The organism is Micromonospora sp. AMSO1212t (assembly GCF_008868145.1).
GTDB lineage: Bacteria > Actinomycetota > Actinomycetes > Mycobacteriales > Micromonosporaceae > Micromonospora > Micromonospora tulbaghiae.
On sequence record NZ_WBKS01000060.1, the window covers coordinates 18,875 to 32,909 of the forward strand.

Here is a 14,035-nt window from a genome sequence, read left to right on the forward strand (position 1 = left end):
CTCACTTCTTCGACAGCACCGCGCGGCCGAAGAACGCCAGGTTGGCCGGGCGCTCCGCGAGCCGGCGCATCAGATAGCCGTACCACTGGTCGCCGTAGGGCACGTAGGTCCGCACCGTGTAGCCCTCGCCGACCAGACGTTGCTGCTCCTCCGGGCGGATGCCGTAGAGCATCTGGAACTCGAACCGCCCCGGGTCGCGGTCGAACCAGCGCGCCCGGTCCTCGCCGATCGCGATCAGCCGCGGGTCGTGCGTGGCGAGCATCGGGTAGCCGTCGCCGGACATCAGCACGTTCATGCAGCGCACGTACGACTTGTCCACCTCGCGGGCGGACTGGTACGCCACCGACTCCGGCTCCTTGTACGCGCCCTTGCACAGCCGCACCCGCGACCCGGCCGAGGCCAGCTCCCGGCAGTCCGACTCGGTCCGCCGCAGGTACGCCTGGAGCACCGCGCCCGTACCCGGGTGGTCCTTGCGCAGCTTCGCCAGGATGTCCAGCGTCGAGTCGGTGGTGGTGTGGTCCTCCATGTCCAGCGTGACAGTGGTGCCCGCCGCGTCGGCCGCCGCGCAGATCGCCCGCGCGTTGTCGTACGCGAGCTGCTCGTCGAACATCTGGCCCAGCGCGGACAGCTTCACGCTGACCTCGGCGGCCGGGGTGAGCCCGGCGGCGGCGAGGCCGCTGAGCAGCGTGAGGTACTCGTCCCGGGTGGCGTTCGCCTGCTCCGGGGTGGTGGTGTCCTCGCCCAGGTAGTCGAGGGTGACCGCTTGGCCGTCGGCGACAAGCTCGCGGGTGGCGCGCAGCGCGTCGTCGGTGGCGGCGCCGGCGACGAACCGGCGGACGACGTCCCGGGTGAACGGGGCCGTCGCGACGAGCCGCTCCACCTGGGAAGACCGGGAGGCGGCGAGGATGACGGAACGGAGCATGAGCCGAGCGTAACGCTCACCACCGGGCCCTCGCCGGGTGCGTCCGAGGCCCACTCCCTCCCGCCCCGCGGTCCGGGCCGGGCACCCACGGCTGGCGGGGATCGGCTACAACGTTCACGTGGATCGACGACACCCCCGGCGCCGGCTCCGCTCGGCCTCCGTGCAGCTCGGCGCGCTGACCGCGCTGGCCCTCGCGCTCTCCGGCTGCAACAACGGTTACGACGACGACGATGACGACTGCGCGCTCGGGCCGGCCGGCGGGGGCGGCGACACCGTCGCGGTCGCGCTGCGTGTCCCCGCTCCGGCCACCGCCGCGCGCGGCGAGCCCGCCCCGACCGCCGCGCTGCCCGAGCGGGGCGGCTTCGGCACCCACCTCGCCTCCTGCGGCGGCTGACGTGCGCCGCGAGGCGAGCACGCCGCGCCCCGGCTGGGACGAGACCATCCGGGCCCAGGGCCTGGTGTACGTCGACACCGAGCTGCCCGACGGCGAGATCATGTCGTACTGGGACGAGACGGCGGCGTACTCGTTCACGCTCGACGAGGTGCTCCGGCTGGAGGAGGCCACGGAGGAGCTGCACCGGATGTCGGTGGCCGCCGCCGAGCACGTGGTGGCCCGCCGCCGGTACGCCGAGTTCGGCATCCCCCAGTGGGCCGCCGAGGCGGTCGCCCGCTCGCTGCGCGAGTCCCCGCCGACGCTCTACGGCCGGTTCGACCTCTGGTACGACGGCAGCGGGCCGCCGAAGATGCTGGAGTACAACGCCGACACCCCGACGGCGCTCGTCGAGGCGAGCATCGTGCAGTGGTACTGGCTGGAGCACACCCGGCCGGACGCCGACCAGTGGAACAGCCTGCACGAACGGCTGGTCGGCGCCTGGGCCAAGATCGGCGCCGGGCTGCACGAGCCCCGGGCGCACGTGCTCTGGTCCGACGAGGAGGAGTCGGGCGAGGACCAGATCACCGCCGGTTATCTGGCCGAGACGGCCCGCCAGGCCGGGCTGGACGTGACGCTCATGCCGATCCAGCGGGTCGGCTGGGACGGGCGGCGCTTCGTCGACGCCGACGACCGGCCGATCACCACCTGCTTCAAGCTCTACCCCTGGGAGTGGATGCTGGCCGAGCCGTACGGGCGGCCGGCGCTGGACCCGGGCACGCCCACCACCTGGATCGAGCCGGCCTGGAAGCTGCTGCTGTCGAACAAGGCGCTGCTGGCGGTGCTCTGGGAGATGTACCCGGGGCACGACTACCTGCTCCCCGCGTACCTGGACTCGCCGCGCGGCATGACCGAGTACGTGGCCAAGCCGCTGCTCGGCCGGGAGGGCGGCTCGGTACGCATCGTGACCGGCGACACGGAGATCACCAACCCGGGGATCTACGGCGACGAGGGCTTCTGCTTCCAGGAGTTCCGCGCGTTGCCCGAGTTCGAGGGCAACCGGACGGTGCTCGGCAGCTGGATCGTGGACGGCGAGTCGGCCGGCGCCGGCGTACGCGAGAGCGAGAGCCTCATCACTGACGGTTACGCGCGGTTCCTGCCCCACTACATCGACGCACCGCGTGTGCTCTGAGTCGTCTACCGTTGGTGTCGTGAACTTCGACGCGTACGCCCGGACCGGGGTCGAGCTCGTCAACGCCCGGCTGGACGACCTGGACGGCCTGCGGGCCGTCTTCTCGGACGAGCAGGGCTGGATGCGCGACGAGGTCGCGGAACGGGACCTGGCGATCTTCCGGCGGGCGCAGAAGCGCCTCCGGGACGTCTTCGAGTACGGCACCTCGGGCCGGGACAACGAGGCGGTGGCGGAGCTGAACGCGCTGCTCGAGGCGTTCCCGGTGCAGCCACGCATCTCCGGCCACGACTCCTCGGACTGGCACATGCACGTGACCAGCCGCGGCGCCTCGGTCTCCTCCGAATACCTGGCCGGTGCGGTCTGGGGTCTGTCGGTGTGGCTCTGCGAGTACGGCAGCGCCCGCTTCGGCGTCTGCGCCGACGACCGCTGCGGCAACGTCTACCTGGACACCTCGTCCAACTGCTGCCGGCGGTTCTGCTCCGAGCGCTGCGCCACCCGCTCGCACGTGGCCGCGCATCGGGCCCGCAAGCGGGCAGCGGTCGGCGAGCAGGCCGTCCCGGCGCAGCCGCTGTCCCCGGTGAGCTGACCCAGGCGTACACACCGGCCCTCGGGCCGACGCGCCGCCGCGTCCGCAAGCGCCACCCCAGCCGCGTGCGAGCGGCCGGGGCGGCGCGGCCGGTCAGACGTCGACCGGGGAAGGCGCGGTCAGGTTGGCCCGGGCGAACTCCAGCGACTCCCGCAGGTCCGCCTCGCGGACCGCGCGGCTCTTCGCGCCCCGGGTGGTCACCTCCACCGCGACCGAGCCGGTGAAGCCCCGCCCCGCCAGCGAGCGGAGCATCTCCGCGCAGGGCTGACCACCGCGACCGGGCACCAGGTGCTCGTCACGGCCCTCGCCGGTGCCGTCGCCCAGGTGCACGTGCGCCAGCCCGGAACCCATCCGGTCGGCCATCGCCATCGCGTCGGTGTGCGAGGCCGCGCAGTGCGACAGGTCCAGCGTGTAGGAGGCGTACCCGATCTCGGTCGGATCCCAGCCCGGCGCGTACGGGACGAACTGCCGCCCGGCCATCCGCACCGGGTACATGTTCTCCACCCCGAAGTGCACGCCGCCGAACTGCCCGGCGATGGTGTCGAGCCCGTCGGCGAAGGTGCGCGCGTAGTCGCGCTGCCAGGTGAACGGCGGGTGCACCACGACGGTCGGCGCCTCCAGCGTCTCGGCCAGCTCGGCGGCCCTACGCAGCCGCTCCCACGGGTCGGGGCTCCACACCCGCTGGGTGACGAGCAAGCAGGGGGCGTGCACCGACAACACCGGGACGCCGTAGTGCTCGGCGAGGCCGCGCAGCGCGCCCGCGTCCTGGCTGACCGGGTCGGTCCAGACCATCACCTCGATGCCGTCGTAGCCGAGCTCGGCGGCGAGCTGGAACGCCGCCGCGGTCCGTTCGGGGAAGACCGAGGACGTGGACAGGAGCACCGGAACGCGGTAGGTCACGCCTTCGAGGGTAGCCCCAACCGCCAGCGAGCATCGGGACGAGCAACCGCAAAGCAACCCAGAGCGCTCGTACGGTCACATCGGCGCGAGCTGATCCAGCCGGCGCAGGATGACGCCCTCCCGCAGCGCCCACGGGCAGATGTCCACGCAGTCCACGTCGAGGCGCCGCATCACCGCCTCGGCCACCACCGCGCCCGCGAGGAGCTGGTGTGCCCGCTGCGCGCTCACCCCCTCCAGCTCGGGCAACTGGGCCGGGGGGATGTGCCTGATGAACCCGAGCACCTGCCGCAGCCCGGTACGGGTCAGGCTGCGCCGCGCCCACAGCCCCGCGCCGGAGGGCGCGGCGCCGGCCAGCCGGGCCAGCATGCGGAACGTCTTCGAGGTGGCGACCGGACGCTCCCAGCCCACCGCCGTCAACTGCTCCACCACCGGGTCGAGCTGCGCGTCCACGTACGCCCGCAGTTCCTCCACGGCCCCGGCCGACGGCGGCGCCGTGCCGGCCGGATCCACGGCGAGCCGCTCCCGGCTGAGCCGCCCCGCGCCGAGCGGCAGCGAGATCGCCACGTCCGGGTGCTCGTCGATCCCCGCGGCAAGCTCCAGCGAGCCGCCGCCGATGTCCATCGCCAGCAGCCGGCCCGCCGACCAGCCGAACCACCGCCGCACCGCCAGGAACGTCATCCGCGCCTCGTCCGCGCCGGAGAGCACCTCCAGGCGTACGCCCGTCTCGTCGCGGACGCGGGCCAGCACGTCGGCGGCGTTCGTGGCGTCGCGGACCGCGCTCGTGGCGAACGCCAGCAGATCCTCGGCGCCCAGCCCGTCAGCCGCCGCCCGAGCCATACCGACCGCCTTGACCAGGCCGTCCGCGCCCCCGACCGTGAGCGCGCCGTCCGGCCCGATCTGCTCGGCCAGCCGCAGCACCACCTTCTCCGAGTGCGCCGGCCACGGATGCGCGCCGTGGTGGGCGTCGACCACCAGCAGGTGCACCGTGTTGGAACCGACGTCGAGGACACCCAGTCGCATGGGAAAGACCCTAGGGCCAACACGTTTCGTCGGCTCGACGGCCGGGCGGGGTCACCGCGCGTACGCTGGTCCGAGTGACAGGGCAGATCGAGCTTCACGTGCTGGTGGACGACCCCGAGGACCCGCGCAGCCGCGAGGTCGGGCTGGACTTTCCCCGGGAGTGGATCGAGTTCGTCGACCCGGCCGACCCGAAGCACGTCGTCCGCGCCGACCTGACCTGGCTGCTGTCCCGCTGGACGTGCATCTTCGGCCAGGGCTGCCACGGCATCGTCGCCGGACGCGCCGCCGACGGGTGCTGCTCGCACGGCGCGTTCTTCACCGACTCCGACGACGAGAAGCGGGTCCGTGCCGCGGTGAAGCGGCTGACGCCGCAGACGTGGCAGCACTTCCGGCGCGGGTTCAAGAACTGGACCGAGAACGACACGGTCGACGGCAAGACCCCGGCCCGGCGTACGGCCACCCGCGACGTGGACGCCCCCTGCGTGTTCCTCAACGACGCCGACTTCGCCGGCGGTGGCGGCTGCGCGCTGCACGCCCAGGCGCTGCGCGACGGGGTGCACCCCCTGGAGTACAAGCCGGACGTCTGCTGGCAGTTGCCCGTACGCCGCGACCAGGAGTGGCACAAGCGGCCGGACAACACGAAGGTGCTGATCTCCACGCTCGCCGAGTTCGACAGGCGCGGCTGGGGCGCCGGCGGGCACGACCTCGACTGGTGGTGCACCTCCTCCACCGACGCGCACGTCGGCGCCGAGCCGATGTACGTCTCGTACGGCCCGGAGCTGACCGCGCTGATCGGCGCGCCCGCGTACGCGAAGCTGGCCGAACTCTGCGCCGCCCGGCAGCGCCAGGGTCAGGTCGCCCCGCACCCGGCAAGCGAGTGAAGGCCGGCACCCCGGGTTCGGGGTGCCGGCCTTCACGCGTGTGTCTTACTTGTTCCAGTGCTGGGCGACGAGGTCGGCGGCCTGCTGCTCCCACTGGGCGTAGTGGTCCGGGTAAGCCGACACCTGGACGGTCTGGGCGGCCTTGGTCAGCGGCATGTCCTGCCAACCGTCGACCTGCTTCAGACCCTTCAGAAACGCCGTGGTCGAGTACTCGGGGTCGGTGATCTGCTCCACCGTGCCCCAACCACTGGACGGACGCTGCTGGAACAAGCCCTGCGAGTCGTGATCGTTGCGGTCGCCGAGGTGGCCGAGGTTCTCCAGCTTCGACTCCTGCAACGCCGTCGCGATCGACACGACCGCGGCACGCTCGTCCATACCGGCCTTCTTCGTCGCCGCGATGATCGCCTTCACATTCTTGGTCTGCTCGTCGTTCAGATCGATACGCGACTGGGCGCCCTGCACACCGTGCGGGATCAGCTTGTCACCCTGCACCGTCACAGACACCGGCTTCGCATGCGTGGTGGTCTCCGCCGCGTGAGCGGCGACCGGACCGGCGAACACACCACCGGTGAAAGCCAGACCAGCAACACCCAGAATGCTCTTCCGCAGAATCGTGTTCATGATGGGGGCTCCATTCGGGGGATCGACGCCCACACCGACGGGGGTCGGCGCGGGTGCGAGCACCGTCAGGCACTCAAAAGTCTTCGAGGGGATCTCGGCTGCCCGCGGGGCAGGGGTGCCACGTCGCGGCGCCGGAAGCATGTCCAACGACCCACCACCCAGCATCATTCCCGGGCTCACGCCACCGGGGAGCAGCGCGGGGGTTCACGTCGTCGGAACCGTGTTCAACGACCAACCCGCCGGGATCATTCCCCGCGGCTCACGTCGCCAGAACCGAACTCAACGACCGACAGCCCAGGGCTGTTCCCGCAGGCAACGCGGCCTCTTGCGGGGCTCGCCGGTGCTCGGTCGCTCACCCGGTTACAACGCCACCCACCCACCGACGATTCCGCCCTCAGAGTGCCGCCCACCACCCCCGAACCGGACACCCCACCCACACGGACCCGCGACGCCAGCTCGCACACCACGAAGCGCCCTCGCACCCTCACCGCAGCCGCCCGACCGCGTCGATCATGAAGTTAACGGCGACAAACCGGACACCAAACGCCGCCAACCTCATGATCGACCCACCCAGGGCAGGGCTGGCCGAGGGGGCGGGAGGGGGCACCCGCGCGATCTTGCAGCTCGAGCCCTCCAGGTGCCCTGTTCGCGCGGTTTGCGGGGCACCGAAGTGCAAGATCGGCGAGCGCGGAGAGATCTCGGGTGCTCGCCCGAGAGGTCGGCAGGAACTGGCGCCCAGACCTCGGGCAAGCCGTCGATCTTGGAGTTGTGGCACCTCGCGAACGCCGCGAACCGGGCATCCTGGGCGCCACAACTCCAAGATCGACGAGAGAGCGAGCAGGGACGAGAGAGCGAGCAGGGACGAGAGAGCGAGCAGGGCGAGAGAGGGGTGCCGGGAGCGAACTCAGCGGCGGCCGTGGCGGGCTCGTAGGTAGTCGGAGACCACGTACTCGCCCAGGTCGTCCAGGTCAGGGGTGAACATGCGGCCACCCGAGCGCCGTGCCACCGCGTCCACGAACCGGCGCAGTCCCGGGTCGTCGCCGAGCATGAACAGGTTGAGCGTGGCGCCGTACCGGGTCAGCCGGTCCACCTCGCGGATCGTCGCCGAGATGGTCTCCGGCAGCGGCGGCCAGTGGAAGTACGCCTCACCGTCCTCCGGGTCGAGGTGCGCGGTCGGCTCGCCGTCGGTGACCACCAGCACCACCGGCTCGGCGCCCGGGTGGCGGCGCAGGTGCCGGCCGGCGATCCGCAGCGCGTGCTGGAGGTTGGTGCCCTGCTGCATGTCCGGCTCCACCGCCGCCAGCTCCTGCTGGGTCAGCGGCATCGCCTCCCGGCCGAAGCCGACGATCTGCAGCGCGTCCTGCGGGAACCGGGTCGCCATCAGGTGCGACAGGGCCAGCGCGGTCTGCTTCATCGGACCCCAGCGCCCCTGCGAGATCATCGAGTACGACAGGTCGACGCAGAGCACCACGGCCGCCGACGCCCGCCGTTCGGTCTCCATCACCTCGAAGTCCTCGACCGCGAGCGGCACCGGCACTCCGGGACCGGCCCGGCGTACCGCCCGGGTGAGTGTGCGCACCACGTCCAGCGGCTGCTCGTCGCCGTACTCCCAGGGGCGGGACGCACCGCTCACCTCGCCGGCCGCGCCGGCCGAGCGGAGGTCGTGCTGGCCGCGTGGGCCGGCCGTCAGGTCGGCGAAGACGCGCCGCAGCGCGGTGCCGGCGAGCCGGCGCAGCGCCTTCGGGCTGAGCGTCAGCCCTTCCGCGTCCCGGGTGACCCAGCCCTGGCGGCGCAGTTCGCGTTCCAGCTCCTGCAACCGGCGTACGTCGTCGGCGGCGTCCCGGCCCAGCGTGCGGGCGACCGCCTCCACGTCGACGTCGTCGAGCGTGTTGCCGGGCTGGTCCTGGTCGAGGGAGTCCAGCAGCTCGTCGAGTTCGGCGATCTCGTCGAGCGCGCCGGTGGCCTCGCCGTAGCCGAGCGGCTCGTCGCCGCGGACCCGCTCGCCGCGCTGCCAGTTCAGGTCCGGTCGCAGTGATCGCAGGTGGCCGTCGAGCTGGGACAGCTCACCGGCCAGCCGGTCGCCGAGCGACTGGCGCATCAGCCCGGCCAGTTCCTCGCGCTGCCGGTCGGACAGCGACCGCATCAGCCGCTCACCGGCGGCCGCGCGCCGGGCCAGCACGTCGATCAGCTCGTCGACGTCCTTGGGGCGTTCCGGGAAGAACTCGCCGTGGCGGCGCATGAACTCGGCGAACGCGTCGGTGGTGTCCTCGGAGCGGGCGTGCCGGGCGAGCAGGTCGTTGAGGTCGCGCATCATCTCGGCGAGCTGCCGCTGGACGGCCGGGTCGGCGGTGGCCCGCGCCGCGTCGCGCAGCCCGGCGAAGCGCTGCTCCAGCACGTCGCCGCGCAGCCCGTCGAGGATCCGCTGGTACGTCTGCCGCGCCTCCGCGCTGGCCCAGTCGTACCCGGAAAGCTCCGACACCGCGCGGGCGGTGGAGCGGGGCAGGTTGTCGAGCACGGCCTCGGCGAACCGGGCGTCGTCGCCGTCGCGGCCGCGCAGCTCGTCGCGTTCGGCGGCGAGCGCCTGGTCGAGCAGTGCCCGGGCCCGGGTGACAGCGCCGTCCAGGTCGCCCCGGCGCAGCGCGTCCCGGCGCAGCCGGCGGGCGCGGGCGGCCAGGTCGTCCAGCCCGCCTCGCCCCTGCGGACCACGTCGCAGCAGCTCACGCAGCGACTCGCGCAGGCTGCCGCCGGCGAGCACGTCCGAGCCGACCGCGTCCACCGCGGCGCGCACGTCGTACGGCGGGGCGAGCGGGTCGGGTCCGCCGCGCCACTGCCCGTACCGGAAGCGGTTGCCGCCGGCCATTGTCAGTCCCGGTCCCCGTAGACGGTCCGCCCGGAGTCGGTGACGTCCTTGCCGAGCCGGCGGGTCAGGTGCAGTCCTTCCAGCACGAACTCGATGCCGGCGGCTGCCTCCTCCGGGCTGGGCGCGTCGCCGAGCCCGAGCCGGTCGAGCACCTTGGCCAGCCCCGGTACGGTGCCGACCTGGCTCAGCAGCTCGGACGAGGCGACCAGTTCGCCGGTCTCGACGGCACCGCCCTCGGCGACCAGCGCGGTGAAGCCGGACAGGTCGAGCCCGGCGAGCCGGGCGCGGAACGTCTCGGCGGTGGCGGTACGCAGCAGGTGGGCGAGCACCTCGATCTCGCGCCCCTCCTCGCCGCTCTCGAACTCGACCTTGCCGCGCAGCGTGGAGGTGACCGACACGGTGTCTCCGATCCGGGCCACCGGCGCCTCCGGACGGGACGCCGACCCGGCACCACCAGCCGAGGCGACACCACCCGAGGCGACGGCACCGGCCGAACCCGCCAGCAGACCCGAACGGCGCAACGCGGCGGCGGCCACCGTCTCCGCGGCGGCGATGGCGAACCGGGCGGACACGCCGGAACGCGGGTCCACCGACGGGGACTCCCGCACGTCGCGGGCGAACCGGGCCAGCACCTCCAGCACGTGCTCCGGCACGACGGCGACCAGGTCGGCCTCCTGCCGGATCAACGCCAGCTCCAGTTCCAGTTCCAGCGGGTAGTGGGTACGGATCTCCGCGCCGAAGCGGTCCTTCAGCGGCGTGATGATCCGGCCCCGGTTGGTGTAGTCCTCCGGGTTGGCGCTGGCCACCAGCAACAGGTCCAGCGGCAGCCGCAGCTGGTAGCCGCGGACCTGGATGTCGCGTTCCTCCAGCACGTTGAGCAGCGCCACCTGGATGCGTTCGGCCAGGTCGGGCAGCTCGTTGACGGCGAAGACGCCCCGATTGGTACGCGGTACGAGACCGAAGTGGATGGTCTCCGGGTCGCCGAGCGTGCGCCCCTGGGCGAGGCGGATCGGGTCGACGTCGCCAATCAGGTCGCCGACGCTGGTGTCCGGTGTGGCGAGCTTCTCGCCGTACCGCATCGAGCGGTGCAGCCAGCCGATCGGCAGGTCGTCGCCGGCCGAGTCGACGAGCGCCCGGGAGGCCGGGGTGATCGGGTGCATCGGGTGCTCGTTGAGCACCGAGCCGGGGATCACCGGGGTCCACTCGTCCAGCAGCCCGCCGAGCGAGCGGATCAGCCGGGTCTTGCCCTGCCCGCGCTCGCCGAGCAGCACCATGTCGTGCCCGGCGAGCAGCGCGCGCTCGACCTCGGGCAGCACCGTGTCCTCGTAGCCGACGATGCCGGGGAAGCGGTCCTCGCCGGAGCCCATCCGGGCGAGGAGGTTGTCTCGGAGTTCCTGTTTGACCGTGCGGTACTGGTGGCCGGTCGCGCGCAGCTCGCCGAGCGTGCTCGGCAGGTCGGCGGGCGGGACCGGGGAAACCTGGTTGGGAGCGGTCACCCGACCCACGCTAGCGCGGTCCGGCTCCGGGTGCGCCTGTCGTCGTATCCACGACCACGAACGCACCCGGAGCGCCGCTCACTTCCCGAGGCGGGCGCGGACCATCCGGGGTACCGCGGCCAGGCCGGTGACCGGGCGGAACGCGTGCGCGGCGGCGACCAGTGCGGCGTACTCGTCGTCGGCGAGGTCGATCTCGGCGGCGGCCGCGTTGCGTTCCATCTGCTCGACCCCGGAGGCGCCCGGGATGGCCACCACGTTCGGGTGCCGCAGCACGTACGCGAGCGCGATCTGGCTCGGCGTGGCGTCGTGCGCGTCGGCCACCTCGCGCAGCGTGGCGATCAGCTGGGTGCCGCGTTCCAGGTTCTCCGGCAGGAAGTACGGGTTTGCCCGGCGTACCGCCCCGGCCGGCGGGTTCGTGGCGTCGTAGCGGCCGGAGAGGAAACCCTGCGCCAACGGCGAGTACGCGATGACGATGCGGCCGGCCTGCTCCGCGTACGGGATGAGGTCTTCCTCGGGCCCGCGGTCGATCATGCTGTAGCGGACCTGGTTGCTCAGCACCCGACGGCCCAGCGCGGCCTCGGCGAACCGCCACCGGCGCAGGCCGTAGTTGCTGACGCCGACCTCGCCGACCAGCCCGACGTCCTGCAACGAGCGCATGCCGCGCATGGTGGTGGTGTCGGCGACCACCGGGTTGGCCTGGTGCACCTGATAGAGGTCGATGCCGTCGACGCCGAGCCGGGCGGCGGAGGCGACCGCGCGCTGCTGCACCACCGGCGCGACCGGCAGCAGCGGGAAGATCTTGCTGGCGACCACGACCTTGGCCCGGTCGTCGCCCAGCGCCGCGCCGAGGATGCGCTCGCTGCGGCCGAAGCCGTACAGCTCGGCGGTGTCGAACAGGGTGACGCCCAGGTCGAGCGCCCGCCGGACGATCTCGGCGGCGCGGCGCTCGTACTCGGGGCCGTAACCCCACTCCCGCGAGCCGAACTGCCAGGTGCCGAGGCCGATCTTGGAAATGGGCTTGGGGGTGTCGAGCGGCACGTAACGCATGAGGCCGAACGTACCCGCGCCGCTGCGTGCGCACTCCGGTGCGGACAGAATGACCTGGTGACATACCTCGCCAGCGACGACCGTTACCACGAGATGATCTACCGGCGCAGCGGCCGGAGCGGGCTGAAGCTGCCCGTCATCTCCCTCGGCCTGTGGCACAACTTCGGTCCGGACCGGCCCTTCGAGCGGCAGCGCGACATCGTCCGCCGCGCCTTCGACCTGGGCATCACCCACTTCGACCTGGCCAACAACTACGGCCCGCCGCCCGGTTCGGCGGAGGAGAACTTCGGCCGGCTGCTCGCCACCGACCTCAAGCCGTACCGGGACGAGCTGGTGATCTCCAGCAAGGCCGGTTATCTGATGTGGCCCGGCCCGTACGGCGAGTGGGGCTCGCGCAAGTACCTGATCTCGTCGCTGGACCAGTCGCTGCGCCGCCTCGGGCTGGACTACGTCGACATCTTCTACTCGCACCGGTTCGACCCGGACACTCCGCTGGAGGAGACGATGGGCGCGCTCGACGCGATCGTCCGCTCCGGCAAGGCGCTCTACGTGGGCATCTCCAACTACGACTCGGAGCAGACGGAGCGGGCTGCCGAGATCCTGCGCGACCTGGGCACGCCGCTGCTGATCAACCAGCCGTCGTACTCGATGGTGAACCGCTGGACGGAGAGCGACGGGCTGCTGGACACGCTGGAGCGCGTCGGCGCCGGCTGCATCGCGTACAGCCCGCTCGCCCAGGGCCTGCTCACCGACCGTTACCTCAAGGGCATCCCGGCCGACTCCCGGGTGCGCACGAGCGTCTTCCTCAACGAGAGCGACCTCGACGACGAGACGATGGCGACGGTCCGGGGGCTCGCGGCGGTGGCCGAGCGGCGCGGGCAGACGCTCGCCCAGCTCGCCCTGGCCTGGGCGCTGCGCGACCCGCGCATGACCAGCCTCATCATCGGCGCGAGCAGCGTCGCCCAGCTGGAGGGCAACGTGGCCGCGCTGGGCAACCTCGACCTCGCCGGCAACGACCTGGCCGAGATCGAGGATCTGCTCGGCTGAGTCACCAGATCCGGCGCCGCCCGGCGCGGTGGTTGCGGACACCGCACGGCCGCCCGGGCGGCGGCCCACCGGTGCGGCTCAGCCGCAGCCCGACCACCGCCGCCGCGAGCAGCGCGACGACGAGCGCCGCCGCGCCGACCACGAGCGGCCGGGACAGCGGTCCGCCGTCGGTCACCGTCGCGACCGGCACCGCAGGCTCGTCGTCGGTCGCCGCCCCGGCGAGGGTACGCGGAGGCGACGCGCTCGCCTTCGGCGCTGCCGGGGACGGGTCCGGCGTACCGCGCGCCGCCCGGAAGATCACGTCCGAGCAGGAGTAGTACGTGTCCTGGGTGTCCGAGTTCTGCCAGATGACGTAGACGAGGTGCCGGCCGGTACGCCCGGCGGGCAACCGGCCGCGCATCTCGTACGCGCCCGCGCGGATCGGCGGGTCGGTGACCTGAAGGAACGGCTTCTTCTCCAGGTCCGCCCAGGTCAGCAACCGCTTCGGCGAGTACGAGCCGGTGGTGACGTAGTACCGGAACGTGCCCCGGTGCGGGATGGTGGTGCGGTAGCGGAACGTGTGCCGGGCACCGGCTGTGAGCGTGGTGGCGGGCCAGTCGGCGCGCGGCAGGTCCAGTCCCCGGTACGCGGACAGCCCGCCGCTGCACAGCTCCCCGTCCGGGATGAGTTCCCGGTCCCGCCCGTCGACGCGGGCGACCCGGATGTTGTCCCATTCGCGTACCGCCGCTCCGGCGGCGATCGCGGCCCGGCAGGCGGGCGTCTGTGCCCGGCCACCCTCGGGTCCGCACGCGGCGGCCCGGCTCAGCGGGCTGGTCGGCGCACCGTGCGCCGCGGCCGGCGCGGCGCCCAGCGGCACCGTCGCCGCGACGGCGGCGAGCGCGGCGAGCGCGCGACGTGCGGCCATGTGATCGACCTCCCGCGCAGTGGTACGGCCGCGAGCCGCCAAAGGTTCGATCCGCGCCGATCGGCCGAGGCGACATGACCGAACGGACAACCGGGGCGGCGACGGACGCCGGAGGGGCCCTACAGTGACGAAACCCTGATCGAGGAGCGTCCCTTGTCCGAGCCGGCCCCGTCCCCCGAGCCGTCCCGC

The 14,035-nt window shown here is 72.7% G+C and carries 13 protein-coding genes; 5 read left to right on the forward strand and 8 right to left on the reverse strand.

The window, feature by feature from the left end:
* Position 1: 1 nt before the first annotated feature.
* On the reverse strand, positions 2-922 hold the full coding sequence (locus F8279_RS16840; RefSeq protein WP_091426705.1) for a proline dehydrogenase family protein: 921 nt from the start codon (positions 920-922) through the stop codon (positions 2-4).
* A 118-nt stretch (positions 923-1,040) separates the two neighbouring features.
* On the opposite strand from F8279_RS16840, the gene F8279_RS16845 reads away from it, so the two are divergent.
* The 3 genes from F8279_RS16845 to F8279_RS16855 are packed head-to-tail and all read left to right on the forward strand — an operon-like array spanning position 1,041 to position 3,070.
* The gene (locus F8279_RS16845) at positions 1,041-1,316 is read left to right on the forward strand and encodes a hypothetical protein (protein ID WP_225853304.1); all 276 of its coding nucleotides are present in this window, start codon (positions 1,041-1,043) and stop codon (positions 1,314-1,316) included.
* Position 1,317: 1 nt separating this feature from the next.
* A complete protein-coding gene (locus tag F8279_RS16850) occupies positions 1,318-2,484 on the forward strand; it encodes a glutathionylspermidine synthase family protein (protein ID WP_151500451.1) in 1,167 nt (388 codons plus the stop codon).
* A gap of 19 nt (positions 2,485-2,503) precedes the next feature.
* Positions 2,504-3,070: a CGNR zinc finger domain-containing protein gene (locus F8279_RS16855; RefSeq protein WP_018787720.1), complete on the forward strand. Its 567-nt coding sequence runs from the start codon at positions 2,504-2,506 to the stop codon at positions 3,068-3,070.
* A 93-nt stretch (positions 3,071-3,163) separates the two neighbouring features.
* Here the strand turns inward: F8279_RS16855 and F8279_RS16860 are convergent, their stop codons facing one another.
* Both F8279_RS16860 and F8279_RS16865 read right to left on the reverse strand, forming a co-directional pair.
* Complete coding sequence (locus tag F8279_RS16860) at positions 3,164-3,970, reverse strand: sugar phosphate isomerase/epimerase (protein ID WP_192580714.1); 807 nt, start codon at positions 3,968-3,970, stop codon at positions 3,164-3,166.
* A 75-nt stretch (positions 3,971-4,045) separates the two neighbouring features.
* Positions 4,046-4,990 (reverse strand): Ppx/GppA phosphatase family protein, encoded by a 945-nt coding sequence (locus F8279_RS16865; RefSeq protein WP_091426712.1) that lies wholly within the window; start codon positions 4,988-4,990, stop codon positions 4,046-4,048.
* A 74-nt stretch (positions 4,991-5,064) separates the two neighbouring features.
* Between F8279_RS16865 and F8279_RS16870 the strand changes: the two genes are divergently transcribed.
* A complete protein-coding gene (locus tag F8279_RS16870; RefSeq protein WP_091426714.1) occupies positions 5,065-5,871 on the forward strand; it encodes a hypothetical protein in 807 nt (268 codons plus the stop codon).
* Positions 5,872-5,916: 45 nt separating this feature from the next.
* Here the strand turns inward: F8279_RS16870 and F8279_RS16875 are convergent, their stop codons facing one another.
* From F8279_RS16875 to F8279_RS16890, 4 genes are all read right to left on the reverse strand, one after another.
* A complete protein-coding gene (locus F8279_RS16875) occupies positions 5,917-6,492 on the reverse strand; it encodes a hypothetical protein (RefSeq protein ID WP_151500452.1) in 576 nt (191 codons plus the stop codon).
* Positions 6,493-7,396: 904 nt separating this feature from the next.
* Positions 7,397-9,352, reverse strand: a complete 1,956-nt coding sequence (locus tag F8279_RS16880) for a VWA domain-containing protein (protein ID WP_151500453.1) — start codon at positions 9,350-9,352, stop codon at positions 7,397-7,399.
* A 2-nt stretch (positions 9,353-9,354) separates the two neighbouring features.
* Positions 9,355-10,857, reverse strand: coding sequence for a magnesium chelatase (locus F8279_RS16885; protein ID WP_151500454.1), 1,503 nt, complete (start codon positions 10,855-10,857; stop codon positions 9,355-9,357).
* Between the two features lie 69 nt (positions 10,858-10,926).
* Positions 10,927-11,895 (reverse strand): aldo/keto reductase, encoded by a 969-nt coding sequence (locus tag F8279_RS16890; protein ID WP_091418838.1) that lies wholly within the window; start codon positions 11,893-11,895, stop codon positions 10,927-10,929.
* Positions 11,896-11,952: 57 nt separating this feature from the next.
* On the opposite strand from F8279_RS16890, the gene mgrA reads away from it, so the two are divergent.
* Positions 11,953-12,942: an L-glyceraldehyde 3-phosphate reductase gene (gene mgrA, locus F8279_RS16895; protein WP_091418836.1), complete on the forward strand. Its 990-nt coding sequence runs from the start codon at positions 11,953-11,955 to the stop codon at positions 12,940-12,942.
* 1 nt (position 12,943) lies between these two features.
* On the opposite strand, the gene F8279_RS16900 is transcribed toward mgrA, so the two are convergent.
* Positions 12,944-13,846 carry a lytic polysaccharide monooxygenase gene (locus F8279_RS16900; protein WP_091418834.1) on the reverse strand — a complete coding sequence of 301 codons (903 nt, stop codon included), beginning with the start codon at positions 13,844-13,846 and terminating at the stop codon, positions 12,944-12,946.
* Positions 13,847-14,035: the final 189 nt, after the last annotated feature.

Bases quoted from the DNA above. Each gene is read 5' to 3' on its own strand.
- F8279_RS16890 (WP_091418838.1), bottom strand. From the start codon at position 11,895: ATGCGTTACGTGCCGCTCGACACCCCCAAGCCCATTTCCAAGATCGGC.
- F8279_RS16880 (WP_151500453.1), bottom strand. From the start codon at position 9,352: ATGGCCGGCGGCAACCGCTTCCGGTACGGGCAGTGGCGCGGCGGACCC.
- F8279_RS16875 (WP_151500452.1), bottom strand. From the start codon at position 6,492: ATGAACACGATTCTGCGGAAGAGCATTCTGGGTGTTGCTGGTCTGGCT.
- F8279_RS16840 (WP_091426705.1), bottom strand. From the start codon at position 922: ATGCTCCGTTCCGTCATCCTCGCCGCCTCCCGGTCTTCCCAGGTGGAG.
- F8279_RS16900 (WP_091418834.1), bottom strand. From the start codon at position 13,846: ATGGCCGCACGTCGCGCGCTCGCCGCGCTCGCCGCCGTCGCGGCGACG.
- F8279_RS16865 (WP_091426712.1), bottom strand. From the start codon at position 4,990: ATGCGACTGGGTGTCCTCGACGTCGGTTCCAACACGGTGCACCTGCTG.